This is a genomic window from Phyllobacterium sp. SYP-B3895 (assembly GCF_009647635.1).
Lineage (GTDB): Bacteria > Pseudomonadota > Alphaproteobacteria > Rhizobiales > Rhizobiaceae > Phyllobacterium > Phyllobacterium pellucidum.
This window is the reverse complement of the sequence record NZ_WJIG01000003.1, coordinates 732879-759679: the sequence shown is the minus strand read 5'-3', so window position 1 is coordinate 759679 and position 26801 is coordinate 732879. Positions and strand designations below refer to the sequence as shown.

The window sequence follows — 26801 nt, the reverse complement described above, 5'->3', positions numbered from 1 at the left end:
AATGCTTCCCGCTAATGATTTATCCCAGGGTAGACTGACGGCATCAGGGTTGCGGCGGGCATTGGCTCGCACTAGTGTCACGCAAAGTATTGCGTGGAAGCCCATGTCGGGGAACAGGTTTTGGGCTCGGAGACCTTAAAGGAGAGTTCGTCATGAACGCTTGGCTCGCCCCTATCGTCGGTGACACAGCCGCCCCCATTGTCGGTTTTGTACTGCTGTTCCTCCTGGTAATCCTGCTGTTGCTGATCGTTTTCGCCATCTTGCGGCGCGCAACCGGCGGAACCTTCGTCGCCGGCGGCCGCAACAGGCAGGTGCGCCTCTCCGTCACCGACGCAGCAGCCGTCGACAATCGCCGGCGTCTCGTGCTCGTAAGGCGCGACGATGTGGAACACCTCATCCTGATCGGCGGCCCGACCGACGTGGTCATCGAGCAGAATATCCGCCAGTTCGCAAAGCAGCCCTCGCGCAACGAAACAATCGCTCCGCCGGTTTCCGCGCCCGCAGCCGAGCTGAAGCGACCAGTGGCACTGGATGAACCGCAGCCGGACCCGATTGCTCCGGTCGCCGCCCCGGAACCGGTCGCGCCCGTCGCGGCACCCGCCCCGTCACGTCCTGTGCAAACCGCGCAGGCCGCGCCGCAAATCCCCTTGCGACCGGCACCTCCCCAACAGCGTCCGGTCGCGCCCCAGCGGGATTTGCGTCTCGCCGAACCACCTAAGCATGCGCCGGCCGCCGTTCCCGTTCCTCCGCTGCCCGCAGCACCTGGAGCCGCTCGCGTCGCGACGGTTGCGACGGCAGTAGAGGCCCCCTCCTTCGCCGCACCCGCCGTCGAGACGCCAACCGTCAGTGAGCCTGCGGCCGAAAACGGCGTCTGGCCTCGCGTCATGCGGCAGGCATCCGCCCCGCAACCGCCAGCGCCGAAGGTGGAATCGCCTTCGCCCGCACCCGCAAGCGAACGCCCTGCGGAACCGCGCACGACCACCGCCGCAGCTTTTCCCTTCGCCGTGCGCAATGAACCCGCCTCCGCTGCGCCTGCACCTTCGGCCTATAAGGAACCGACGCTCGAAAACCTCGACCCTGCCGAGACCGTGGAGCCCGACGTGACCCTCGGCGAGATCGACTTCTCCGAGGCCTTCGAGGCGGATCTTGAAAGCGAGCTCAACATTGCACCCGGCAAGGACGAGGCGCCCAGGAAAGCCGACAATATCGAGGACGAGATGGAGCGCCTCTTGGGCGAACTCTCCAAGCCCGAAAAACGATAGACCGTATAAAACGAAAGGCCCGGAAAACCGGGCCTTTCTCTGGTGCTTTGATCTACTCCGCTCAGTCGTCGCGGTAAACTTTCTCGCGTCGTTCGTGACGTTCCTGGGCTTCGATAGAAAGCGTTGCGATCGGCCGTGCATCAAGACGCTTCAGGCTGATCGGATCCCCGGTCTCCTCGCAAAAGCCGTAGGTTCCGTCGTCGATACGCTGCAAAGCGGCGTCGATCTTCGAGATGAGTTTGCGCTGGCGGTCACGGGCGCGCAACTCGATGGCGCGGTCAGTTTCGGACGAGGCGCGATCAGCTATGTCCGGCAGGTTGGCGTTTTCCTGCTGCAGGATCTCAAGCGTTTCGCGCGCCTCCCGCAGAATGTCGTTTTTCCAGTTGATGAGTTTTTCACGAAAATAGGATTTCTGCCGATCACTCATGAAGGGCTCGTCATCCGTGGGCTTGTAGTCAAGATCGATCAGTTCATTCATCTTTGAATCACCCTGCACCTATGAGACGCGAGGAGGCCTATATAGGTCGTGTCACATGGGCACACAACTACAAAAAGACATGTAAATCCCAGAAACAAATGGCCGGATTTTGCTCAATTTATTGGCAAAATTGGCAGGTTGGTCGAATATTCTGCACCGAAATGATTGGTTTTCGAGGCCAAACGCGGCCTTTTATAGCTCTTACACTCTACTGGGAGTTGTAGCTTGCACTCCCAAAACGCATGCAGCACAGAATTTCCGCAGGCGCTTTTTGCACAATTATTTGATTATTTTGACATTTGCGCCACAGCTGAATCCAGCAATTGCGTCTTTTGAAGAAGCGTGCAACCACTTCTAACAGGCATCATAGCGCTGGGAAATCGATAGATGAGTCAGGTCTTTTTGTTGCGGCATGCAAAAGCGCTCTGGCCATCGGCCGGTCAGAAGGACTTTGACCGTGCCCTCGATATTGCCGGCATCGAGGCTGCCAAGGTCGTCGGCGAGGAACTCAAGCGGTCTGGATTTCGGCCCGAAATCGTCCTGTGTTCACCTGCAATCCGGGCGCGGCAAACCCTTGAATATATCGCTCTCGAACCACCCTTTATCCTTGAAGACGCAGAAAGGCTCTACTCGGGCGGCGCCGATGGCTACCTTTTGAGCGTGCGCATGGCCGGGCTCGAACACGAAACCGCCAATTCCGTCATGCTTGTCGGCCACAATCCCATGATGGAGGAGCTTGCGATCGCGCTCATAGACCAGGCAAAGTCACCGGCACACCCTGACCTCGTATCGGGTTTCCCCACCGCCGGCCTCGCCGTCATCAGTTTCGACGCCCCTCTCGCCGAAATTAACCCGGGAACCGGTATGCTTCAGGCGTTCTTCTCACCCGCCGAACATCACCTCTGAGACGTCAATTCCTTGCCATCGACCGGGCTTCGTCCCATATGGCTGAAACTGTGACCGCGCCATGGGACGATAGAATTGGGTACACTGACGACATTTACCGACGAAGCCAAAATTGCGCTTGATACATTGGCCGACCGGACCAGTGCGCTCGTTTCGCCGTCGCTGCGCCTCGGCGTAACCGGCCTTTCGCGCGCCGGCAAGACAGTCTTCATCACCGCCCTCGTCCACAATCTTATCCATGGCGGCCGGTTGCCGCTGTTTGAAGCGCAGAAATCCGGACGCATCGCCCGCGCCTATCTCGAGGAGCAACCGGACGATGCCGTGCCGCGCTTCCAATATGAAGAACACTTGAAGGCGCTGATCGACGACCGCATCTGGCCGGAATCGACGCGAGCCATTTCTGAACTCCGTTTGACGATCGAATATGAGTCCGCATCGATGTGGAATCGCATGTTTTCGGGCGGCAAGCTCTCCGTCGATATCGTCGACTACCCGGGCGAGTGGCTGCTCGACCTGCCGCTTCTCGGCAAATCCTACAGCGAGTTTTCGAGGGATTCATTTGAACTGGCTCAACTCGCCAGCCACCGCGATGTCGCAACCGACTGGCTCGAGGAGGCAGCGGGCGCCGAGGCCGATGGCCCGGCCGACGAAATGATGGCGCAGCAGCTGGCGAAAAGCTTCACCGCCTATCTGAAGGCCGGCAAGGCGGACGAACGGGCACTTTCGACGCTGCCGCCCGGCCGTTTCCTGATGCCGGGCGATCTCGACGGTTCGCCCGCACTTACCTTCGCGCCGCTTCCCGGCCTTTCCGACGGCAAGCATCGACCCGGGACCCTCGCCGCCATGATGGAGCGGCGCTACGAGGCCTACAAGACCCATGTCGTCAAGCCGTTCTTCCGCGAACATATCGCCCGTCTCGACCGCCAGATCGTTCTCGTCGATGCCCTGCAGGCCATGAATGCCGGTGCGGCCGCGGTGGCGGATCTCGAAAGGGCGTTAACGGAGATTCTCTCATGCTTTCGCCCCGGCAGCACAAACTTCCTGACGGGGCTGGTGCAGCGGCGCATCAGCCGCATCCTCGTTGCCGCAACCAAGGCCGACCATCTCCACCACGAAAGCCATGACCGGCTTCAGGCCATCGTGCGCCGGCTCGTCGACCGCGCGGTGAGCCGGGCCGATTTTTCGGGTGCAAGCGTCGATGTGCTCGCCATGGCCGCCGTTCGCACGACGCGCGAGGCAACCGTGACGCAAGGCAGGGAGGTATTGCCCGTGATCGTTGGTACGCCCTTGAAGGGCGAGACGATCAATGGCGAGACATTCGACGGCAAGACTGAAACTGCCATATTTCCCGGTGACTTGCCGGCAAAACCGGATTCAATCTTTGAAGCTCCGGACCGCCCTTCCGACGATCCGGCCATTCGCTTCGTTCGCTTCCGGCCGCCCAAGCTTGAACGCACAGCAGAGGGTATAACACTGTCGCTGCCGCATATCCGGCTCGATCGCGCCCTACAGTTCCTCATTGGAGATCGCCTCGCATGACGGACCAGAACTCGCGCAAGCCCGCAGCCTTTCGCCTCGACCCAGCAGCTGCGCCGGAAACACGGCATGCTGCCAGTGCGCCGAAATCACAGGTGCGTCGCCCGACAGCGATCAAGGATGTTGCGGTGATTACGCCGGCCGCCGTCGATGTCTTCGACGCCGATGACGCCGTTGCCAATGAGCTCGACGCGCTGACGCCACCGCCCGCCCTTGCCCGCAAGTCGCGCTTTTCTTTCGCATCGCTCTTCACCGGCGCACTCGGCATCCTGGTATCGCTTGCTCTGGGTTTATGGGCCGACAATCTTATCCGCACCTTGTTCGAACGGGCGCCCTGGCTCGGATGGCTGGCGCTTGCCGTTGCCTTCCTTGCTGCCTTTGCGCTTGTGGCAATCGTACTGCGGGAGGGTCTCGCCCTGCGCCGGCTGGCGTCCGTGCAGCATTTGCGCGAAGAGGCAGCGAAAGCCGCCGAGGGCAATGACAGCCGCGCAGCAAAGGCCGTCGTCGGCAAGCTCGTCGCCATCGCCGAGACATTGCCGCCCACGGCCAAGGGCCGCGCGCTTCTCCACGATCTGCGCGACGAGGTCATTGATGGGCGCGACCTGATCCGCCTTAGCGAGACCGAGTTGCTGCGCCCCCTCGACCGGCAGGCGCGTGACATGATCCTTGCTGCCGCCAAGCGCGTCTCCATCGTCACCGCGGTCAGTCCGCGCGCATTGGTCGATATCGGCTATGTCATCTTCGAATCCGCCCGGTTGATCCGGCGCCTGTCGGAACTTTATGGCGGCAGGCCCGGCACGCTCGGCTTTCTGCGGCTGACCCGCAATGTGATCGCGCATCTTGCCGTCACTGGTACCGTTGCCATGGGCGACTCGATCATCCAGCAATTGGTCGGCCATGGGCTTGCCGCAAAACTTTCCGCACGCCTCGGCGAAGGTGTGATCAATGGCCTGATGACGGCGCGCATCGGCATTTCGGCAATGGATCTGGTGCGGCCATTTCCCTTCAATGCCGAACGGCGCCCGAATATCGGCGATTTCATCGGAGATTTGGCCCGTATCGGCGGAACGAAAAAGGAATAGTGCCGCGTTCGCCAATTATTGGTTGCAATCTTCGTCGCGACACGTTTTCTGTGGACGGCAACTTTCCGTTAACCATTCCGGACCATGATCGCCCCACGTACCTATTCCAATGATTTGTGTTGAGTCCCGCCGATGAAGAGAAGCGCAACAGCCGCTGCCCTGTCCCTGTTCGCCTGCGCGCTTCTCGCGCCGCCGGCGCAAGCAAGGGACAACGATGCCGAGTTCTTCCGCACGGTCGAGGGTCAATGGACCGGACCGGGCGAGATCGTCGCCGGTAAATACAAGGGCACGAAATTCACCTGCACCCTTGACGGGTCAACGCCAGCAGAAAAGCCGGGCATGACGCTCGACGGCAGCTGCCGCGTCGGCATCTTCAACCAGCCGATGAAGGCGACGGTCATCCGCTCCGGCAATAGCTACAAGGGGACTTTCCTCGACGGCTCCGCCGGCAAGGGCCTCGATATCACCGGCGGCAACGTCGCCGGCGACCGCGTCGTTCTTTCGATCAGCCGAAAGCAGCTCACCGGCGCGATGCAGGCAAAATTCACCAGCGACAACACGATGAACGTGACGATATCCGTTCGCCTTGAAGACCAGCTTATTCCGGTTGTCGGGGTTTCCTTGAAGCGCGTCGATTCGGTGGCTGTCGGAAGTATCGCAAAGAACTGAGCCTTCAGCGCTCTTTCGCGTACGCAGTACCTTCCCTTCTCCATCACCTCGCGTTTGGCCCGGGATCAATGGTGGTGCCTCAAGCCCCTTCGCGCCACCAGCCTGAATCGCCCAGCGCTTTCTCCACCCCGGCCTTGTCGCAACGGGCTAGCCAATGCGACACAGGCTTGCCGTCAACCACCAAATCCGGCGCGATATCGGCGAGCGGGACGAGCACGAAGGCCCGCTCGGTCATGCGCGGATGCGGCAGGACCAGGGTCGGGCTCGCGAAAGTCTCGAATCCGGCATAGGCAAGCACGTCGATATCGATAATGCGCGGTCCCCAGCGCTCAATGCGTTCGCGCTTCATCTCTTTCTCGATGTCGAGGCAGGTCGCAAGCAGCGCCTCGGGCTCCAGCGCGGTCAAAACCTCGGCGCAGGCATTATGAAACGAGGCCTGGTCGGTCTTGCCCCAGGGCGGGGTTTTATAAACCGGCGAAACGGCGACGACATCCGTATCCTTGCGTCCATCAAGTGCACGCAGCGCCTGCGCCATGGCAGCCACAGGGTCCCCGATATTGCCGCCGAGGCCAAGCCAGGCCCTTTGAAGGGGTTGCTTCATCGGCGTTCCCGCCGCACAGCAAGCATCGCATCGGCGAGCGCAAGGGCGCTACGGTTCATTGCAACATTGTGCACGCGGAAAATATCGGCGCCGGCGAGACGAAGCATAGCCGAGGATGCGGCCGTCGCGACGTCGCGCTGTTCCGCCTCGCCGCCGGACGTTGCGCCGAGGAAGCGCTTGCGCGACGTTCCGGCAAGGAACGGATAGCCGAATGCCGCAAGTTCGGCGAACCGGTCCATAAGCGCGATGTTTTCCGCGGTGTCCTTGGCAAAGCCGAAACCCGGATCGAGGACGATCTGCTCGCGGGCAACGCCGGCAAGCTTGGCGATTTCGAGCGAGCGATTGAGAAACGCGAACTGGTCGACAATGACGTCCGGATCGCGCTCGCGCTCGCGCCCTGTATGCATGATGACGAGACCCGCGCCTGTCTCGGCGGCAAGGTCGGCGATGGCAGGCTCGCGCTGGACGCCCCAGACGTCGTTGACGATATGGGCGCCGGCGCGAACGGCAAGCCGCGCCGTCTCTTCGCGATAGGTATCGACGGAGATGATGACGTCGCTCTCCTTCACAAGGGCCTCGATGACCGGCAGAACCCGCGACTGCTCCACATGCGGTTCTACCCGCGTTGCGCCCGGACGGGTCGATTCGCCGCCGACATCGATGATATCGGCGCCTTCGGCAATCATCTGCCCGGCTCCGGCAAGCGCCTGGTCCAGGGAATAGTGCTGGCCGCCATCGGAAAAGGAATCCGGCGTAACGTTGAGGACGCCCATGATCAGGGCGCGGTTCCCAAGCGTTAGCGTGCGGCCATGCCCGAGCTTCCAATTCCAATCCATCGCCTTACTCCCTTCACATTCCCCTGTTTTTGAACAGAACGCGCACGGCGTCAATTCATCCGCAATGTTTTTGACGATAGGGTCTGGATCGGGCAGACTTGGCCGGAACACAGGAACAGATCATGCGTATTTTTGCTAAAGCTGCAGCGTTTGCCACAGCGATCGTCCTTGCAGCACAGCCTGCCAACGCAGCGACCGTCCTGCGCAGCTATGAGTATTTCAACCTGAACGGCAAGACGGCAGCGGATCTCGACCGCGAGCTATATCGCCGCGGGCCGGTCCTGCAGAAAACCGGGCAGCGCCATCCGGGCATGACCAAGATGCGCTTCGAAAGCCGCATCAAGTACGGCTCCAATGGCAAGACCTGTCGTGTGGTCGATGCGACAATCATCGTCCACGCGCATGTCTACCTGCCCCGCTGGGCGCAGCGACGCACCGCGCCCGCCGATCTTGCGATGATCTGGGACACACTGTCGGCCGATATCAAGCGGCACGAGGAAAGCCACATCTCCATTGCCCGCACCGCGGCAGGCAATATGGAACGCCAGATCGAAGCGCTGCCCTGGCGCAGCGACTGCGCGACATTGAAGAACGATATCAGCACGCTGACCGCGAAACTTATGAAGCAGCACGACCTTGCCCAGGTGCAGTTCGACAAGGTCGAGGCGCTCAATTTCGAGGACCGCTTTGGGCGGCTATTGAGCTACCGCCTGATCCGCGAGTTTGGCAAGACGCCGTAACCGGGCCTAGTTGGCGACGCCGAGCTTCTTCTGCAGACTTGTCGACGACGTCGTGTACTGGAAGACGATCCGCTCGCCCGGGCTGACGATGTGCTTTGCCGCCTGTGTCATCAGGGCGGCTTCGTGGAAGCCGGAAAGGATGAGTTTCAGCTTGCCCGGATACCAGTTGATATCGCCAATGGCGAAGATGCCAGGTTCAGACGTTTCGAAGTTCTCGACATTCACCGGAATGAGATTCTCATGCAGATTAAGCCCCCAATCGGCAATCGGTCCGAGCTTCATCGTCAGTCCGAAGAATGGCAGCATGCGCGTGACCGGAATGTCGATTTCGCCTTCGCTGCCCTTGATCGTCGCATGGCTGAGTTGCCCGTCCTCGCCCTTGAGGCCTGATACCTGCCCAAGCTCGAAGCGGACGCTGCCGCTTTCGACCAGTTCAAACATCTTCTTGACGCTGTCGGGCGCTGCGCGAAACTCGGCGCGGCGATGCACGACGGTCAGGCTGCGCGCGATCGGCTGCAGGTTGAGCGCCCAGTCGAGCGCGGAATCGCCGCCGCCGACGATGAGGATATCTTGATCGCGGAACTCCTCCATCCGGCGCACCGAATAGAACACGCTCTTGCCTTCATAGGCTTCGATGCCGGGAACTGGCGGGCGCTTGGGCTGGAACGATCCACCACCGGCCGCGATCACGACCACCTTTGCCTCGAAGACCTCACCCTCGTCGGTTTCGACATGAAAACCGCCGTCGGCCTGACGCTCCAGCTTCGTAACCATCCGGTTGAAATGGAATTGCGGCGAGAAGGGCTTGATCTGCTCCAAGAGCTTTTCGGTGAGATCATGGCCGCTGATGATAGGCCAAGCCGGGATGTCATAGATCGGCTTTTCCGGATAGAGCTCGGCGCACTGGCCGCCCGGACGATCGAGAATGTCGATGAGGTGGCATTTCAGGTCATAAAGGCCTAGCTCGAACACCGCGAACAGACCGACGGGGCCGGCGCCAATGATGACAATATCGGTTTTGATAACTTCGCTCATCGAAAATTCCTCATGCCAGAAGGTTCTGTATGCCGTGCAGACGAAATTGGGATCTTGGCTGGTGCATACGGGACGCACGGGCTGCACAGCGCGTAGCGACTGCATTCACCAAGGTCAAGTGAATGCATCCTGACCCACCCGCAAAATGGCGCGCCGAGCAGCGATTTTAATCCATCGATGAGAAAATATCAGGCCTGCCGCTCGGGAACATGCACCACGAGACCGTCGAGATCATCGGATACGCGGATCTGGCAGGACAGGCGCGAATTGGGGCGCACATCATAAGCGAAGTCGAGCATGTCTTCTTCCATGGCTTCCGGCTCGCCCGCAACGGCCGTCCACTCTTCATCGACGTAGACATGGCACGTGGCGCAGGCACAGGCGCCACCGCATTCCGCATCGATGCCCGGCACCGCATTACGGATCGCATTCTCCATCACGGTCGAGCCGTTTTCTGCGTCCGTTTCGAACCGTGCGCCATCAAAAGTGACAAACGTGATTTTCGCCATAGCATGCCCCAAGCAGGAAATTTTATCGCTGACATAGGCATTTGGGGCGGGAAGTCAATTGCACTCCCTGACGCAGCCCGAGCATGCGCGGCACCGGGCAACGTTTATGTCGGAGGCTAGGCCTCAACGGGTAATGGCAGCGATATAGTCGCGCACATCGTCGATGATGGGCCGCAATTCCTTGAGCTTGCTCAGGTCGGCCGGCGCATATTCGATGGCTTCAGCCATCTCGGCGACGCCGAAAGCGCCAATGATGCGGGCCGAGCCCTTGAGCGACTTTGCAAGCCGCGCACGCTCGTCAGGTGTCGCGTGGGCGAGCCGGTCGACAATGCTGCTGGTCTGGCGGGAGAAGAGGCCGAGAATTTCGGTCTCCAGCGTGCGGTCGCCGAAAGTCTCGCGGGTCAGGTGAACGAGGTCGATCGGTCGTTTGCGCGAAGGGAGCGAGTGCTCTCCGCCCGGCAATGCGAATGCCATCGATGCCGCCTGTTGTGCCATTGCTACTCTCCAGAACACGTTTACGAATGAACGAACAAGTTTCATCAAATTGCGCTGATTCAAGGTTAAAACTTGGCAATCGCCCGGCGTTTTGAGGATTATGGTGAACGTTCGGTAAATTTTGATGTTCGGCTGAAATTTGGGCCGCCTTAGTTTTTCGGCTTGATGCGGATGTCGGCGCCCAGTGTTCTTTGTAAATATATATTGAGAATGTGCATCCCGCCTCAGGCTATGCCCGAAGCGGGATGCGGGACTTCGTAATGCGCTATTTCCGGGCAGATAGTGACAGCGGTGCTTCCCGGCTGAAGTTTTGCAACTCGATATCGGTGACCGCCACCATGCCGCTTTCCTTGGGGAAGCTGAGTTTTAGTTCCTTCAGCCCCGTCACATCAATGCCGCCGAACGCTTTGAGCGGAATCGCCACCATGTTGAGCAGCGATTTGATGTGTTCATCCTCGAACGGCTCATCGCGAGGATCCGCGAACGGCGTATCGCGAGGATCGTCCGTCATCGGCAATCCCTTTTCCATTTTGCGCGGGGCATTATAGAGGGCATCGTTAAAGGTGCTAGCGGCAATGGTAGCTGTCTTGCCGCTATTGTCGGTCAGCGTCACATTGACCTCCTGTCCTACAGGTCGCAAGACTGCAATGCGGAATGTCAGCGTATCATACGACTTGGCGGAAAGACCCTTCAGATCCGTGGCAATCGAAGCATCGGGCTTTGTCCAGACAAGCTCGAGATGATCGGCAAGCGAAAGGAGTCCCTGTGGGAGGACAGCGTATTGAAAATCGAGCAGTCGGCTTGGTTCACAGACCGCTACTTCCCAGTTCCCCATTGTGCAGAAGGCAGTCGCATCAAAACCGCTCAAGCTGAAGCTGCCGCCTAGTTCGTTGCGCTCCATACTGTCACTGCGCTCGAAGCGCTGAATGAGCTTGCGCTTGTCGGCGCCTTTCTGCACGCTCAGAGCAACCCATTCATCGCATGGACCGTCGGTGGAGGGGCAGGCTGCATTCGGGAGGCGCGCCGCCGCATTCCAGTAAGCGGCAAACTTCTGCTCGCCGCCGACATGGTAGCGCATGAACGAACTGATGAGGAAATTGCCGCTGCGACGCTGATCGTCCTGGCTCAAACGGATGCCGTCCCGCCTGGTTGGGGCGCAATATCTTGTCGGATAGTGACCGAAATCGTCCTCTAACCAGTTTGTATTGTAGTAATTATGGTTGGCGCCCTTGACCATGATCTGATAGCGCGGCGCTATATCGTTAGCGGGTCCGAAGCGATTGTGATCGTAGGCAATCGACCCGTCGAGACGGTCCACATCTCCATCACAACCGGGCAACAGGACGGCAAGTGGCACATTGTTGATACCGTAAGTTCCATGGCGATAGGTCGGGGCCAGCATGAAGGCAGCCTTGAAGTCGTAGGGCTTTTCCGTCTCGCGCCCGGCGGCAAAGAATATATTATATTTCTCGATGGCTGCTTCGAATTTTTTCTCATCAATCTTGGCTGGGACGGCGGCAATGGCGGGTTTGATATCGACTGTTGGAGTAGGATCGGGGGCGGACCTTGCTTTAACGGTGGGCATAGTCTTGATGATTTCTCCAGGCGTAGCGCCGGTTGCGGGGTTGACCGCTTTGACCAGGGCAGGATAATCCACCTTGAAGAGATTAGGATGGGCAATCAACGAAGCGCGTAGATCGTCCCTGCTAAGCCCGAGGCGGGTCGGGTTGAATTTGATCGCATAGGTAACGCCTAGTCCGCCGCGTGAATGGCCCATGAGGCCGATACGATTGAAATCCAGTTTGTTTTTCAATGGATCAAGTGCGCCCGGCTCGTCATATTCGTCAATTTGGCCGGATGCATCGATCTGGCGCAGCCTATCCAATGTGCCCAGTATGAGTTGCGCCCGCGACTGGCTGGAGGTGTCTCCATCAATCGCACTGCCGGAATTGATCCAGTTGGCGTTAATGGAAACCACGACATAGCCATGCGCTGCCAGATCCTGAGCTATATAATCATAACCTTGATAGCTTGGATCCTCGTGCCAATGATTCCCGTGCTGAAACACGATGATCGGAAAGCGTTCTGCCGTCGCCGCTGAATTCAGTGGCATCGGATAGCGTACCTGGCCCTTGATCGGGGTGATGAAAACCTCATCGTCGCTGGTCGTGTCACTAAACCAAGAGCTCGATGCCACGAGGTTGCCCAGGTCGTAGTCAAGGGCGGGCGAAGCTTTGAATGTTGCGCCGCCAATGGTGTCGGGGGCGATTTCAGTAAATCGCACCACTTTTTCTTCCGCAGCGGGCGTTACGATTTGTGTGTCGGTGGGCCCGGTGAGAGGAATCGCCTCGCCGCCACCCAATTGCGGATCGTGTGGTTCCGTTCCCGGAACGACGGTCACAATCCCTTCTACAGGCCCCGCCGCCACCTCGGGATTTTCAGGGGCAGTTTCTTTCAAATCGCTCGTTGTATCGAATGTCGAAGCCACCGCTGCGGGTTCGACCGTTTGCGCCGCTGAAACAGCTTCTTCCGTATCACTTTGATTGCACGCCGATAAAAATATCATCATCATACCAGCTATGCATGTTTTTTGTGCAATATGCTTTGTTCTATAAATCATCCAGTTTCACCCAATATGCGGCGGTTACGTTTAAAATGACCCAAAACACGTTGTTTGCCGATAAAGCATCCGGCAGACTTTTTTCCGTGTACCCCTAGGTCAGCAATTTTCATGCCAGAACAGGACGCGCCGGTTTTTAATTAGGCGAGGACCGCTTGTACCGACAAATCATCCCCCTGTTGCGTCTTCTCGTATCTATCAAAAAACAAATGCGGGGCGTAGGGAACCGGACTGGCTCCGCCGCTAGCACCCGGCACCATAAATTTCAGCGATGCCGCCTCCCGTTAACCTTGTGTTTAAACTTTTAAGCATTTGCCGAATCCGTTGTTTCTTTCCATTCCATGTGTCAGTACGATAAAGTAGCGGCGTAATGAGTATGGCGCGGAGGGCTTCGCATGTGGTCAACCGCCCAATATTGTGAGGTAAACATGGCCACAGCCCCTAGAAGCAAAGCAGCCAAGACCGAAGACGAACTCGGCCAAGCTCTTGAAAAGGCGCTAGAAATCGATTTCGACGAATCGACGCTCGGCATGGATATGGATCTGTCGCCGATCGACGATGATCTTTTGTCCTTGAGTGACCTCGAAGCCCAGATTTCGCAGGCGGCTCAGGAATTGGCGGCTGAAAAGCACAATTTGACGCCGGAAGCCGAACCTGTGCTGGTGGCTGAAACCAAACCGGCCCCTGCTCCCGTTGCCCCTGCCGCAAATGTTGCACCGCTTCCTGCACCAAAGCCGCAGATCAAGGCCGCCAACCCCATTCCCGCAGCGCCGCCGGCCCCGCCCAAGGCGCCTGCCGTGCCGTCGCAGACTTTCAAGCCGGCAAATGACGACCTGTTGCAAAAGGCAACAGCTGCCCGCGCCTCGACGCCCGCCGCACAGATGCCGCGCTCTTATGCGCTGCCAACCGCAATCGTCAGCGTATTATGGGCTGCAGGCGTGCTTGCCGTCGGCAATGCGTTCTTCCCAGGGCTGCGCTCGATCCGCTCATTGTCCGACTTTGCCGCTGCTCCATATGCAATCGGCCTTGCCGTCACGATCTTCGTGCCCATCATGCTGTTCTGGGCCTTTGCCCTCATGGTGCGCCGAGCGCAGGAAATGCAGTATGCCGCGCGCTCGATGGCAGAAGCCGCCATGCGCCTGTCAGAGCCGGAAATGCTCTCATCCGATCGCGTCGCGTCGCTCGGTCAGGCCGTACGCCGCGAAGTTGCCGCGATGAGCGAAGGCGTCGAGCGCACACTGGCGCGCGCCGTCGAACTCGAGACGCTGGTCCAGACCGAAGTCAACCAACTCGAACGCGTCTATACGGACAATGAATATCGGATCCGCACCCTCGTCGACCGTCTCGGCGGCGAACGCGAATCCGTCATCGGCCATGCCGAGCGCGTACGTGCCTCGATTTCGAGCGCGCACGAACAGCTCAAGGAAGAGTTGTCGCTGGCTGGCGATGCGCTGCGCGACAACATCGCCAACGCTTCGACAAACCTTACAATGTCGATCAGCCACTCCGGCGAAGGCCTTATAGATCGGCTTACCCAGAGCGGCCAGGCGATCACGGAGTCCATCGTTTCGCGCTCCGACGATATCTCGCACAAGATCAGCACATCGGGCGAAGCCTTTGCGAATCTTCTGGAAATGCGGATCGCTGCCCTTTCGGAGCAGACCGACGCGGTAAGCCTCAAGCTCGCCGACACCCTTGATGGCCGGACCAGCAGCATGTTGTCGCTGCTCGGCGATGCCACTCAGACGCTGGTCGGCGAATTCGACAATCGCCTTGCCGGCCTCGACGCGACCATCAACGAACGCGGCCGCTCGCTGCTGGCTGAGTTCGAAACCCGCGCCCAGTCGCTCGATACGAGCACCGAACGCCTGAATTCGGCTCTGGAGGCTCGTGCCCGTCAGATCAACGAACAATTGATCGAGCGCACGCGCGACATCGCCAAGACCTTCACGGATGGGCGCGCCTCCATCGACGGCATCGTCGACGAAACCAAGGCGAAGATCGGCAACGACCTGTCGAGCCTTTCGGAATCGGTCGGCAGCCTGCTCTCGACCAATGCAAATGCCTTTGCGGACCGCCTCGCGGAAAATCGCGAAGCGCTCGCTGCCACGCTTTCGGGCGAAACCGAACGCGCAGCTTCGATCATCCGCGAACAGGCGGGCCAGATCGGCGACCACACGTCCAATCTGCGTTCGATTCTTGAAACGAGCACTGCCGCCATCGGACAAATCATCGACAGTCACGCTGGCTCCCTCGAAGAACGCACCTCCGGCCTGCGCGCAGCCCTGGATGACAATGATGCCCGTATCGGCGCCACGCTCGAACAGCACGCCAAGGCGATCGAGGACCGCACATCCGGCATGCACGCCGCGTTCTCGGATACGGATGCCAAGATCCGGGAGACCCTCGAAGAACACGCACGCACCATCGACCTGCGCAGTTCAACCATCGAGGCCGCGATCAACGCCAACGACTCCCGTATCGGCCAGACACTCGACGCCCATGCCAAGATCATCGACGATCGCACATCCGGCATGCGCGCTGCCTTCGTCGACACGCATTCGAAGATCGCGCAGACCCTCGACCATCACGCCAAGAGCCTCGACGAGCGCAACCGCGAAATCCAGATCGCCCTTTCGAGCAGCGATATCAAGCTCGGCGACACGCTGGCAGCGCATACCCAGGCGATCGATGCGCGCAATGCCGAGATCCAGACCACCCTGCTCAATAGCGGCGCACGCATCGACGATACGCTCGGCGGCTTCATCGACTCCGTCGACGATCGCACCAATCGCATCGAATCTGCCCTCGTCAACAGCGATGCGCGGATCAGCGATGTGCTTAATACCCATGCGAGCGCAATCGAGGATCGCACGTCGGGTATCGAGCAGGCTCTGAGCCATAGCGACGAGCGCATCAACCGCACGCTTGCCTCCCACGCTTCGTCCCTTGATGCCCGCGCCGCGGACATTCAGGCCGCGCTGGACAGCACGCATTCGCGCATCGGCGATACGCTTGCCAATCATGCCAGCGATATCGAAGAGCGCACCGTCCGTATCCGTTCGGTGCTCGACGGCAGCAACAATGCCATCGGCAACACCCTCTCATCGCATATCGCCTCACTCGAAGAACGCGCATCGGATATTCGCTCGCTCCTCGACAACAGCAACAATGCGATCGGCGATACGCTTGCCTCGCATATCGGCGCTCTCGAGGCGCGTACCTCCGATATCCGCTCGGTGCTGGACAACAGCAACAACGCAATCGGCAACACGCTCTCCTCGCATATCGGCGCCCTCGAGGCACGTACGGCCGATATCCGTTCCGTGCTCGACGGCAGCAACGGCCAGATCGACGAAACGCTTGCCTCGCATGTCAGCGCGCTTGAAGAGCGGGCGGCGGCGATCCGCGCGCTTCTCGCTGACAGCGACTCGCGCATTGGCGATACCTTGAATGCCCATGCAGGCATGCTCGATGACCGCATTGCCTCGATCCGTGCAGCCATGGAACAGGGCAATTCGCTGCTCGGCCAGACGCTGGACGACAAGGCAAGCACGATCAGCGACCGGACGGTTGCGCTGCAGGCTGTCTTGCAGGACAGCGCGGACGTTCTCGCCAAGGCCTTCGAAACGCACGGCGGGACCATCGACGAGCGCACCAACACCATGGAGAACGCGCTTTCCATGGGTGTCGAGAACGTGCGCAAGTCGCTCGAACAGAGTGCCTCGGTCGTGGCACGCACGCTGCGTGACAAGATCACCGACGCCGCTGCATCGCTCACCGGCGAGGCCCAGAAGGCAGGAGAGGCTCTCGACGGCCATGGCGAAGCCTTCAGCCAGCGCATGAACGAGAGCCTTGCCGAAACCGAGCGTCGTCTGGGTGAGCGGGCCCGCGAAGCTGCGGCCAATCTCGAAGCTCTGGAAGCCCGCTTCTCGGCAGCCACGGATTCGACCGCATCGAAGCTCGCCGAAAGCACCCGCGAACTTAACGAGGTTCTCGCCGCCCGTTCGCAGGAGATCCTCGGCATCCTCGACAATACGGCTCAGCCGCTCGTCGACAGCCTTGCCGACAATGGCCGCACCCTTGCCTCGCAGCTTGTCGAAGCGACAACTGCGGCAACGGAACGCCTGCGCGTCGAGAATGCCGCGCTTATCAATGCGATCGCCAGCCGCACGGCCGAAACGATCACGGCGGTACAGGCCGCGAAGGCCGGACTTACCGACGACGTCAGCAACCTCATCGACCGTCTCTCGGCTTCCAACGCGAAGCTTGGCGAACTCATCGACATGGCTACCAAGAACCTGGGCGATATCGATGGCCGCTTGCTCGACACGACCACGGCCTTTGCCGAAAACGCGACCAAGGCGGCCGAGTCCTTCCAGACCTCGACACGCCTTATCGACGGCAATCTCGGCAAGCTGTCGAACCTCTCGGAGTCGACGCTCACCGACATCGCCTCGATCGCCAAGCGCTTTGACGAACATGGCAAGATGCTGAACTCGGCTTCCGACCTGATCAATGCGTCGCAGTCAAACCTCGCCTCGACCTTCGACGAGCGCCAGGACGCATTGCAGAAGCTTGCCGCCGGCCTCATCTCCAAGTCGGAAAGCATCGAGAAGACCATGCGTTCGTTCGAAACGCTCGTCTCCTCGGCCTTCGACCGGGCCGAAGGCCGCGCCTCGCAGACGACCGAGCAAATCCGCAATTCGATTTCCGAAGTGGTGGAACAGGCCTCGCAGAAGTTTGCCACCGCAACGGACGAAATCCGCCGTTCCTCCGCGGCAATCCGCGCGGAACTCGAAGAGACCCGTTCCGAACTGCAGCGCGGCGTCATGGATATGCCGGAAGAGGCCAAGCAATCGACCGCCCAGATGCGCAAGGCCGTTTCCGAGCAGATCAACGCGCTCAAGGAACTCTCTGAAATCGTTCAGAAGTCGGGTCGCCTGACCGATGTTGGTGAAGGCCGCGCCGCACGCACGGCCACCGCTGGCAGGACAACGGCAACCGTCGCCCCGCAGCCGCAGCGTACGCCTCCGGCACCGGCGGCCCAGCCGGCGGCACCTGCTCCTGCCGCACCGCCTCTGCGCGGCAGCCTCGACGCGCGCGCTGCTGCGCCCCGCCCTGCCGGCAATGGCTGGGTTTCGGATCTCCTTCGCCGCGCTTCGAGCGATGAAGGCCCGTCCGAGCCAAAGGCCAAGGCAACGGAAACGCGTTCCCCCGGCCAGGTTGTGGAATCGCTGAACTCGTTGTCCATCGACATTACCCGCGCCATCGACCACGAAGCGTCCGTGGAACTCTGGCAGCGTTACCGTGCTGGCGAGCGCAACGTCTTTACCCGCCGCCTCTACACGCTGAAGGGCCAGCAGACCTTTGACGAAATCAAGCGCAAGTATCAGGCCGACAGCGAGTTCCGCCGTGCCGTTGATCGTTACATGGATGATTTCGAGCGCCTGCTCGAAGATGTCAGCCGCAACGACCGCGACAATGTCACGACGCAGAATTACCTGACGTCCGATACCGGCAAGGTCTATACGATGCTGGCGCATGCGAGTAACCGCCTGCGCTAAGGTGGCAATAATGTGCAAGTAAAAAAACGCGGCCTCCGGGCCGCGTTTTTTATTGGATCGTCCGATCTTTATTGTGCAATTTCTGCACTACTGAACCAAGCTTTTCGCGCAAGGCATCGGCGTCGCCCGAGAGCCTGCGGTTCGCATCGGAGAACCGCCCCACCCGCTCCCGCTCACTATCGAGACTGTGCTGCAGGTCGGCAACCTTCCGTTCAAAACCGGCAATCAGTTCGCGGCTTTCGGCCTGCATTTCAGTATTGCCGGCAGCACGTCCCGCAAAGAACGAGCAGGTTATTGCCGTCGATCCTGCCACCGCCAGGAATACCATCTGCGTTAAGGATAGATGGCTGACAATTTGTAAAAACGATTGCTGGCGATACATCGGCAATCCAACTTAAAAACAACTGCTGGGCTCAAATGCATTCGTAAGTTCGAAAAATTAAATGACCGACAGCGTCCATGAGACAACATCGGACGTCACATTATCAAAGGCGCGGTCGAGGGCAGAAATGTAGGCATCGTTGCCCGGTCCGCTGACGGGCGAGGACGATCGGAAAACCCGTGATGCGCGCACAGTGCCATTCTTGTCATTCAGGATTCTGATGGCGATTTCGACCACTGCATTGTTGCCGCGCTCGACATCGATATCGAAGGTGCGCACTTCGCTGAGCACCTGATAGTCGATCGCAAGGCCGTCGCCCGGACGCCCGACACCGCCTAGACGGTGCGTGCTTTCAAAAGCCTGGACAAAGCGCGACTGGACGATGCTTGGCAGCCTGTCTGCCCATTGCGCGCCCTTCAAATAGGAAATCGAATGCGGGCCTGAGCGCACGACGACATTCTCGCCATCAAGCGCTTTCAGCGCCGATGGCGCAGCGATCAGAATCTGCCTGCCTTGCTTGCGCGAGGCCGATACGGCAGGCGACGGGCTGGAGAGATCGAACGTGTCTAGTTTCTTGCTGCTGGCGCAGCCAGAAACGGACAAGGCAATAAGTAACGCGGGAACGGTCCTGAAACTCACCAATGCCCCCCAACGAAGCAAAACGAACTGTAAATATCTATTAACCTTCATGCTTTGCGAATCGACCAAAGTCAACGGCGTGTGCGTCCGTCATACTCAGGAACGCTACCGCTGCCGCCGAAAATGACCCGCTGCGGATTTTTCTCAAGATCGGTGATCGCCCGCTCGATGCGCTGCACCGACTGGCGGCTTTCATTGACGAGCGACTGAACGTCACGCAGGCCCTGACCCGAAAAGCGGTTGATGTTGTCGGTGATCGGTCCGAGCCGGGCATTCAAATTATCGGCAACCGCGCGATATGACTTCATCGTCTCACGCGCCTCGCGGACCACGCTGCCGTCCTGATCGGATAATTGCGTGTCGAGCTTGGCTAGCACACCATCGACGCGCGTCGAAGCAGTGTTGAGCTTTGCCATCATCTCGCGCGCTTCCTTGACGACCGCCTGCACATCCTCGGCGCTCTGGCTGAACTTGTCGATGACCTCGGAATTCTTGGCGAGCGCATCGGTGAATTTCTTGGTGTTGTTGACCGTGTCGACCAGCGGTCCCTTGACCTCGGTGATGAAGCTTTCGATAGAACTGACTGCACCGTCCACGCGCTCGAGAATGGTTTGCGCCTTTTGCAGAAGGTTGTTGACCACGGAGGGGTCGGCGTCCATGCGCGCAATCTGCTCGTCCTTGGCCGCTTCCTCGAGGAGGTTCGGCTCGTTGAGCTTGCCGCCCTTGAGTTCGATGAACGCCTGGCCAGTCAAGCCGGCAAAGCCGAGTGTCGCCTGCGTGGACCGTGTTATCGGCGTTGTCGCATTGACTTCCGTCTGCGCAATAACGGCGTCGGGATTATTGTCGTCGATCGAGAGCTTCTTGACCGTGCCGACCTTGATGCCGTTGAACAGCACTTGGCTGCCTTCGGAAAGACCGGTAACCGAGCCGAGAATACGGATTTCGAGGGTGGCTGTCTCGCTGCGATCGCCATAGCGCGCAATCCAGTATACGAACGCGAACGCAAGGGCGCAGATCACAAGCGTGAAAACACCGACCAGAACATAGTTGGCTTTCGTTTCCATGCGTTAGCTTACCTGACCCTTTTGCCCTTGCTCAGATACCGCCGCCGCACGGACGCCTTCTGATCTGCGCTTTGTCTTGCCGTCATTGACGATCTGGCGCGCACGCTTGCCGCGGAAATATTCCTGAACCCACGGATCGTCAAACGCCAACATGTCTTCGATGGTTCCTTCGACAAGAACCTTCTTCTTTCCCAATACAGCGATTCGGTCACACACCGCGAACAGGCTGTCGAGATCGTGGGTCACCATGTAGACGGTGAGACCCATCGTATCGCGCAGGTTGGCGATGAGTTCGTCGAAATCGGCAGCGCCGATGGGATCAAGGCCGGACGTCGGTTCGTCGAGGAAGACGATCTCGGGGTCGAGCGACAGCGCCCGAGCCAGCGCCGCGCGCTTGATCATGCCGCCGGAGAGTTCGGAGGGAAATTTTTCGGCTGTATCGGGCTTCAACCCGACGAGTTCGATCTTGAGCCGCGCGAGTTCGTCCATCAGCCTTTCGGGTATATCGAGATATTCGCGCATGGGCACCTGGATGTTTTCAAGCACAGTCAAGGACGAGAACAACGCACCATGCTGGAACAGGACGCCCATGCGCATGTCGACGCTGAGTTTCTCCTGATCATTCGCCCTGTCGATGTCATGACCGAAAATGCTGATCGTGCCGGATTGCTTCTGGTTGAGCCCCAGGATCGTGCGCATGAGCACGGACTTGCCCGTGCCGGACGCGCCGACGAAGCCAAGAATTTCGCCACGATAGACATCGAGCGAAAGATTATCGAGCACTTTGGACCGACCAAAGGAAACGCTCACATCCTTGACCGACAGGATGATGTCTCGTTCTTCGGTATTGCCGTTTTCCTGCTGCGCTGTCGGCGTCATTGGGTCTTCTTAAATCTCCGGCTTTAAAAATTGATCGATGCGTAGAATACGGCAAAAATGCCATCGACCACGATCACGACGAAAATGGATTTAACAACAGATGCGGTCACGCGCTGGCCGAGCGACTCGGCGCTGCCACCGACCTTCATGCCCTCGACCGAGGCCATGACGCCGATGATCATGGCCATGAACGGCGCCTTGATCAAGCCCGCAAGATAGCTCGAAATATCAATGGCATCGCGCAGACGCTGAATAAAGGCATCTGGCGGAATACCGGAATAGGCCCAGGTAATGGTCATGGCGCCGGCAAGCGCGGCAAAATCAGCGATGATGGTCAAAAGCGGCAGCGAAATGACCAGCGCGACCAAGCGGGGAAATACCAGCACGCCGACCGGATTGAGGCCGATAACCGTCAGCGCATCGGTTTCCTCGCGCATTTTCATCGAACCGATTTCGGCGGTGATCGCGCTGCCGGAGCGCCCGGCGATCATGATCGCGGTCAAAAGCACGCCGATCTCGCGCAAAACCAGGATGCCGACGAGATCGACGACGAAAATCTCCGCGCCGAAATAGCGGAGCTGGAATGCGCCCTGCTGCGCGATGATCGCCCCGATGATCGTCGACATCAGCACGACCACCGGAATGGCCCCGATGCCCATGCTGTCGATCTGGTGCACGATCGCCGCCGGGCGGATGCTGCCCCGGCGACTGCCCTTCATCTGCGCGCCGCGAACGGTAGCGCCGAGTATGTGCATCGATTTGACGAAGTCGTCGCCAAACGCATAGACGTTGCGTCCGATTGCGGCAAAGAAACGCACCGGGAGAGATACATGTTCGGGCGGCGGCGAATCATCAGGCGTGGTCGCAACTTCGCCGACAGCATCAAAGAGCGCGCCCCAGCTTTCCGATTGACCCTCGATCTTGACGTCCTTGCCGGCCTCCTGCAGCGTCGTACGCAGGCGCTCGATCAGCCACGTTCCTGCCGTATCGAGGAGCTCAATGCCGGAAAGGTCGATCACAAGCTTGGAAATGCTGGTATCGCGCTCGATTTCGCGCATGCGCTCGTCGACACGCCTGACATTGCGGGTTGTCCACGCACCCGATAGCGCAACAGTCGCGCCGTCGCCTTCCTTCTGGAATTCGACGTGAGGCGGCGCGGCGGTAGAAGCACTTGAATTGTTTGCTCTATCGGTCAACATCACACACACATATCGAGTCTCTCGACCGATGTCACTTGAACAATAGTTTCGGATAGGGCCCAAACAATGGCGCTGGAAATTTCGATTTCGGTTGAACGCTGGCCCATTGCCGGAACCTTCACGATCTCGCGTGGATCGAAGACCGAGGCAGCCGTAGTCATCTGCACATTGACCGATGGCCCATTCGTTGGACGAGGCGAATGCGTGCCCTATGCGCGCTATGGCGAGAGGCTCGAATCGGTGTGCGCCGAGATCGAGGCCCTGCGCGGCGCACTGACAAACGGCGCGACACGCGATGACCTGCCGGCCCTGCTCAAGGCCGGCGCCGCCCGCAACGCGGTCGATTGCGCATTGTGGGACCTCGAAGCCAAGCGCAGCGGAACCTCCGTTGTGGCCCTCGCCGGTCTCGCTCCTCTCCGCGAATTGACCACGGCGGTTACGGTGTCGTTCGGCGAGGCCGAGGCGATGGCAGCCTCGGCCAGGAATTTCGCCGACAGGCCCGTGATCAAGGTCAAAGTCGGCGGCGATAACGATGCGGCGCGCATTGCGGCGGTTGCGGCGGCAGCGCCGGCAAGCCGCATTATCCTCGACGCCAACGAGGGCTGGACCGATGCAAATATCATCGAAAATATGCTGGCGGCGGCGAAGGCTGGCGCCGTGCTGATCGAGCAACCGCTGCCCGCTGGAAAGGATGCGATCCTTTCCAGGATACCGCACCCTGTTCCGATCTGCGCCGATGAAAGCGCGCACGGCACCGACGATCTTCCGGACCTGATCGGCCGCTATGACAGCATCAACATCAAGCTCGACAAGACCGGCGGCCTCACGGAAGCGCTGCACATGCAAAGGACCGCCCGCGCGCTTGGATTTGGCGTCATGGTCGGCTGCATGGTCGGAACCTCGCTGGCGATGGCTCCGGCGATGCTGGTCGCCCAGGACGCGGATTTTGTCGATCTGGACGGTCCATTGATTCTCAAGGAGGATCGAGCGCCGGGCCTGGTATTCGAGGGCAGCCGGGTTTTCCCGCCGAGCCGCGATCTCTGGGGCTAATTTTGCCTCTGTTCCAGCCGTAGCGACACGCCCGCAAGCACAAGGCCGCAGGCGGCAAGCGCAACCATCACATAGAAGCCGTAAATTTCCGTCCTGGCGTAGAGCGGCCCCGAAACCATCGTGGCGATGGCCAGCGAGGTTCCGATGAAGAATGTCGAAAGCCCCTGGGCGGTGCCACCGCGTTCCTCGGGGATGGTCAGCGCAATCATCTTCTGCATGCCAAGGAATGAGAGCGCGAATGAGAAGGCGTGCAGGCTCTGGATGAGAAAGAAGCCCGCGACACCCAATCCCGAAGGGGCGACGAGCGGAAACGCGGCCCATCGAAACATGGCAAAGGCCGAGCCGATCATCAGCACCCGCGCAGGGTGAAGCTTTCCGAACAACCGTCGAAACATCGTGAACATGATCACTTCGGCAACAACCGAGATCGACCATAATGCGCCGATCACCGTTTCGCCTATTCCGATCGACTTCCAGTAAATTGCCGAAAAACTGTAGCCATAGGCATGGCTCGCCTGCGTGATGCCGGTTGCGATCAAGAAGGTGACGAAGGCGGGACGACGCAGTGCCCTGCCCGCATCGGCAATATCGACATCGGAAAGCGGCGAGAGCCGGCGCGGCTTGCCGATGCGCGGTACGACGAAGCTCATGGCGCAGGCGGCAATGAGTGTGGCCAGCAGGGCCGAAGGGATGATCCACTCGCCGAAATACTGGATAAAGACTCCGCCGGCGAAGGAGGCAAGCAGGAAGGAAATCGATCCCCAAACCCGCATTTTCGCAAAATCGGCTCCGTAACGGCGCACGCCGGAGAGGGCAATCGTGTCGGCGAGCGGCACTTGCGATGTCCATGGCGGCGCCAGCATCAGCGACACGATCAATATGCCGGTAAAGCCGAAGGGAACGAAATAGAAGGCGGCGACGATGACCGCAAGGACAGTTGCCGTCGTCAGGATATGCGCCCGGTCGTTGGACCGGTCGGCGAGCATTGAAACAAGCGGCGCGGCGATGACGCGCACGAAAAGCGGCATGGAAAGGACGATCGAAATCTCGGTCGGGGTCAGCGCCCGGTATTCGAGCCACAAGGGAAAATACGGCAGGTGCAGGCCGCTCGAGGCGAAGATGGCGAAATAGGCGAGAGCCACGCGCAGCTCGAAGCGAGGCGGCTTGTCGAGACCCGGATCCGCAGAGGCGGTGATCATTGCAGGACTTTCGGAAGAACGACGACGGCTGGGGAGAATCGCAATCATGATCCGCCCGCGCCACGCACCTATCACGAAATACTGCACCCGCCTAGAAATGCTCGCGATAATTGTGGGAGTTCTATAGGTCCGACGGTTGCCGCGCCGGGACCGCGCGCTTGCGGCCTATCCATCTGGCGACTGCTTCGCGCGAAGGAACGATCTCCGTCAGCGCGCTTTCGAAGATATCGGCGCAAGCTTCCCAGCTGAAGCTCCTGAGCCTTGCATCGGGATCGACCTTGCCCATCGCCAGCGCGCCAAGCGCGGCTTCGTGCAGATCGTCGGAAAGGACGCCTGCGCCCGAGACGCCAATCACATCCTTCGGACCTGGGACCGGATAGCCGGCCACGGGCACGCCACAGGCGATCGCTTCGAGCAGCACGAGTCCGAAAGTGTCAGTGCGGCTCGGGAAGACGAACACGTCCGAACCCGCATAGTGGCGCGCCAGTTCCTCCCCCTCCTTCTTGCCGGCAAAAACCGCATCCGGATATTTGCGTTTGAGCTCCGGCAAACTCGGCCCGTCACCGACGACGAGTTTCGTTCCTGGCAGATCGAGCGCTAGGAAAGCCTCGAGGTTCTTCTCCGGCGCGACCCGCCCGACGCACAGGAAGATCGGCCGGTTAAGTTTGAGATCGACCTCCGGCTGGGGGCGGAAGAGCTTGCGATCGACGCCGCGGGTCCAGACCCTCAGCGTTTTGAAACCGCGCGCGGAAAGTTCGTCGTTGATCGATTGCGTCGGCACCAGACAGGTTTCGGCGGCATTGTGAAAGCGGCGCAGGAAGGCGTAGGTCCAGGCCAGCGGCACCGGCATGCGCTCGCGCAGATATTCGGGAAAGCGCGTGTGGAAGCTGGTCGTGAACCGCCAATTATTCCTGAGGCAGGCGCGCCGTGCCATGATGCCGAGCGGACCTTCCGTCGCGATATGCACGAAAGCCGGCTGCAGCGCCTCGATGCGCGCTTTCACGGCATACGGAAGCGTCAGCGCCAGGCGGATTTCCGGGTAGGTCGGGCACGGAGCCGAACGGTAGTCGGCAGGCGAGATGATCGTTACCTCGAATCCGCGCGCCTCCATTTGCTCGCGCAGCTTCGTCAGGGTACGTACGACCCCATTGACCTGGGGATGCCAGGCATCCGAAACGATAACGAGCCGTTTGGGCTGCACGCTTGGCTCAGGCCGCATTCGCCGCCTTCGGGCGCTTGTCATCAAGGCGGATGACCGGTGCAAATCCAGCCTGTTCACCGATCAGGTGCGTCCACGACAGGAGTTCCATGCGGCCGTCAAAATGCTCGACGATGGCCGTGCAGCTTTCCACCCAGTCGCCGGTATTGATATATTCGATACCGTCGATCTGCTCGATGGTTGCGTGGTGAATGTGCCCGCAAATGACACCGTCAGCGCCGATGCGGCGCGCTTCATCGGAAACGACCGTCTGGAACGAGCCGATGAAATTGACCGCCTTCTTGACCCGGAATTTCGCCCAGGCCGAGAACGACCAGTAGCGCAGGCCGAGCATGCGCCGCACCTTGTTCATGATGGTGTTGATCGCGAGGGCCGCGTCATAGGCCCAGTCGCCGAGATAGGCGATGTGGCGAGCGTTGCGCACCACTACATCGAACTGGTCGCCGTGAATGACGAGGAACTTTCGTCCATCCGCGGTCTCGTGCATCGTCCGGTCGATGACTTCGATGCCACCGAAATGGGTGCCCTGGAAATCGCGCAGGAACTCGTCATGGTTGCCGGCGATGTAGAGGATGCGCGCGCCCTTGCGGCTCTTGCGCAGGAGCTTCTGCACGATATCATTGTGCTCCTGCGGCCAGTGCCAGCTGCGGCGCAGGCGCCAGCCGTCGACGATATCGCCGACGAGATAGATCGTATCGGCATCGTGATACTTGAGGAAATCCAGAAGAAAACTGGCTTTCGCACCTTTCGAACCGAGATGGACATCGGAAAGAAATAGAGTGCGGAATTTGCGGGCCTCGTTCTCGACCATGATGCTGATCTCCGTTCAGCGCT

General features: G+C 59.8%; 23 protein-coding genes. 8 read left to right on the top strand and 15 right to left on the bottom strand.

Translation table 11 applies throughout. The features are described from left to right. Positions 1-152 precede the first annotated feature (152 nt). Entirely contained in the window at positions 153-1262 is a 1110-nt protein-coding gene (locus GF108_RS16225; protein ID WP_153669014.1) for a flagellar biosynthetic protein FliO, read from the top strand. A gap of 61 nt (positions 1263-1323) precedes the next feature. Here GF108_RS16225 and dksA read toward each other — a convergent pair whose 3' ends face one another. Beyond that, on the bottom strand, positions 1324-1740 hold the full coding sequence (gene dksA, locus GF108_RS16220) for an RNA polymerase-binding protein DksA (protein WP_027231664.1): 417 nt from the start codon (positions 1738-1740) through the stop codon (positions 1324-1326). A 387-nt stretch (positions 1741-2127) separates the two neighbouring features. Between dksA and GF108_RS16215 the strand changes: the two genes are divergently transcribed. The 4 genes from GF108_RS16215 to GF108_RS16200 all read left to right on the top strand — a co-directional run bounded on the left by GF108_RS16215 (position 2128) and on the right by GF108_RS16200 (position 5933). After that, positions 2128-2646 (top strand): histidine phosphatase family protein, encoded by a 519-nt coding sequence (locus tag GF108_RS16215; RefSeq protein WP_153669012.1) that lies wholly within the window; start codon positions 2128-2130, stop codon positions 2644-2646. Positions 2647-2721: 75 nt separating this feature from the next. Continuing rightward, positions 2722-4185 (top strand): YcjX family protein, encoded by a 1464-nt coding sequence (locus tag GF108_RS16210; RefSeq protein ID WP_153669009.1) that lies wholly within the window; start codon positions 2722-2724, stop codon positions 4183-4185. Then, positions 4182-5264 (top strand): YcjF family protein, encoded by a 1083-nt coding sequence (locus tag GF108_RS16205; RefSeq protein WP_153669007.1) that lies wholly within the window; start codon positions 4182-4184, stop codon positions 5262-5264. Before GF108_RS16210 ends, GF108_RS16205 begins: the two co-directional genes overlap by 4 nt. A gap of 132 nt (positions 5265-5396) precedes the next feature. Continuing rightward, the gene (locus GF108_RS16200) at positions 5397-5933 is read left to right on the top strand and encodes a hypothetical protein (protein WP_153669005.1); all 537 of its coding nucleotides are present in this window, start codon (positions 5397-5399) and stop codon (positions 5931-5933) included. Between the two features lie 79 nt (positions 5934-6012). Here the strand turns inward: GF108_RS16200 and folK are convergent, their stop codons facing one another. Beyond that, on the bottom strand, positions 6013-6534 hold the full coding sequence (gene folK / locus GF108_RS16195) for a 2-amino-4-hydroxy-6-hydroxymethyldihydropteridine diphosphokinase (protein WP_153669003.1): 522 nt from the start codon (positions 6532-6534) through the stop codon (positions 6013-6015). Continuing rightward, a complete protein-coding gene (gene folP, locus GF108_RS16190; RefSeq protein WP_153669001.1) occupies positions 6531-7370 on the bottom strand; it encodes a dihydropteroate synthase in 840 nt (279 codons plus the stop codon). Before folP ends, folK begins: the two co-directional genes overlap by 4 nt. Before the next feature lie 122 nt (positions 7371-7492). On the opposite strand from folP, the gene GF108_RS16185 reads away from it, so the two are divergent. Beyond that, positions 7493-8110, top strand: coding sequence for a DUF922 domain-containing Zn-dependent protease (locus GF108_RS16185; protein ID WP_027231671.1), 618 nt, complete (start codon positions 7493-7495; stop codon positions 8108-8110). A 6-nt stretch (positions 8111-8116) separates the two neighbouring features. Here the strand turns inward: GF108_RS16185 and GF108_RS16180 are convergent, their stop codons facing one another. From GF108_RS16180 to GF108_RS16165, 4 genes are all read right to left on the bottom strand, one after another. After that, on the bottom strand, positions 8117-9145 hold the full coding sequence (locus tag GF108_RS16180) for an NAD(P)/FAD-dependent oxidoreductase (RefSeq protein WP_153668999.1): 1029 nt from the start codon (positions 9143-9145) through the stop codon (positions 8117-8119). Positions 9146-9333: 188 nt separating this feature from the next. Next, on the bottom strand, positions 9334-9654 hold the full coding sequence (locus GF108_RS16175; RefSeq protein ID WP_113280609.1) for a 2Fe-2S iron-sulfur cluster-binding protein: 321 nt from the start codon (positions 9652-9654) through the stop codon (positions 9334-9336). Between the two features lie 123 nt (positions 9655-9777). Next, the gene (locus GF108_RS16170) at positions 9778-10149 is read right to left on the bottom strand and encodes an Hpt domain-containing protein (RefSeq protein WP_153668997.1); all 372 of its coding nucleotides are present in this window, start codon (positions 10147-10149) and stop codon (positions 9778-9780) included. Between the two features lie 265 nt (positions 10150-10414). Continuing rightward, positions 10415-12769, bottom strand: coding sequence for a hypothetical protein (locus GF108_RS16165; protein ID WP_153668995.1), 2355 nt, complete (start codon positions 12767-12769; stop codon positions 10415-10417). A gap of 428 nt (positions 12770-13197) precedes the next feature. Here GF108_RS16165 and GF108_RS16160 point away from each other — a divergent pair, with 428 nt between their 5' ends. Further along, positions 13198-18336, top strand: a complete 5139-nt coding sequence (locus GF108_RS16160; protein ID WP_153668993.1) for a kinesin — start codon at positions 13198-13200, stop codon at positions 18334-18336. 49 nt (positions 18337-18385) lie between these two features. Here GF108_RS16160 and GF108_RS16155 read toward each other — a convergent pair whose 3' ends face one another. From GF108_RS16155 to GF108_RS16135, 5 genes are all read right to left on the bottom strand, one after another. Then, complete coding sequence (locus GF108_RS16155) at positions 18386-18718, bottom strand: hypothetical protein (protein WP_153668991.1); 333 nt, start codon at positions 18716-18718, stop codon at positions 18386-18388. Between the two features lie 57 nt (positions 18719-18775). After that, positions 18776-19360 carry an ABC-type transport auxiliary lipoprotein family protein gene (locus GF108_RS16150; protein ID WP_027231676.1) on the bottom strand — a complete coding sequence of 195 codons (585 nt, stop codon included), beginning with the start codon at positions 19358-19360 and terminating at the stop codon, positions 18776-18778. 68 nt (positions 19361-19428) lie between these two features. After that, positions 19429-20421: an MlaD family protein gene (locus GF108_RS16145; RefSeq protein ID WP_027231677.1), complete on the bottom strand. Its 993-nt coding sequence runs from the start codon at positions 20419-20421 to the stop codon at positions 19429-19431. A 3-nt stretch (positions 20422-20424) separates the two neighbouring features. Next, entirely contained in the window at positions 20425-21300 is an 876-nt protein-coding gene (locus tag GF108_RS16140) for an ABC transporter ATP-binding protein (protein ID WP_153668989.1), read from the bottom strand. A gap of 23 nt (positions 21301-21323) precedes the next feature. After that, positions 21324-22499: an ABC transporter permease gene (locus GF108_RS16135; protein ID WP_153668987.1), complete on the bottom strand. Its 1176-nt coding sequence runs from the start codon at positions 22497-22499 to the stop codon at positions 21324-21326. 66 nt (positions 22500-22565) lie between these two features. Between GF108_RS16135 and dgcA the strand changes: the two genes are divergently transcribed. After that, complete coding sequence (gene dgcA, locus GF108_RS16130; protein WP_153668986.1) at positions 22566-23549, top strand: N-acetyl-D-Glu racemase DgcA; 984 nt, start codon at positions 22566-22568, stop codon at positions 23547-23549. Here dgcA and GF108_RS16125 read toward each other — a convergent pair. The 3 genes from GF108_RS16125 to GF108_RS16115 all read right to left on the bottom strand — a co-directional run bounded on the left by GF108_RS16125 (position 23546) and on the right by GF108_RS16115 (position 26778). Beyond that, the gene (locus GF108_RS16125; RefSeq protein ID WP_172982651.1) at positions 23546-24748 is read right to left on the bottom strand and encodes an MFS transporter; all 1203 of its coding nucleotides are present in this window, start codon (positions 24746-24748) and stop codon (positions 23546-23548) included. The two genes, dgcA and GF108_RS16125, sit on opposite strands and share 4 nt — an antisense overlap. Positions 24749-24869: 121 nt before the next feature. Beyond that, positions 24870-25967: a glycosyltransferase family 1 protein gene (locus GF108_RS16120; RefSeq protein WP_153668981.1), complete on the bottom strand. Its 1098-nt coding sequence runs from the start codon at positions 25965-25967 to the stop codon at positions 24870-24872. Continuing rightward, positions 25957-26778 (bottom strand): UDP-2,3-diacylglucosamine diphosphatase, encoded by an 822-nt coding sequence (locus GF108_RS16115; protein WP_153668979.1) that lies wholly within the window; start codon positions 26776-26778, stop codon positions 25957-25959. Before GF108_RS16115 ends, GF108_RS16120 begins: the two co-directional genes overlap by 11 nt. Positions 26779-26801: the final 23 nt, after the last annotated feature.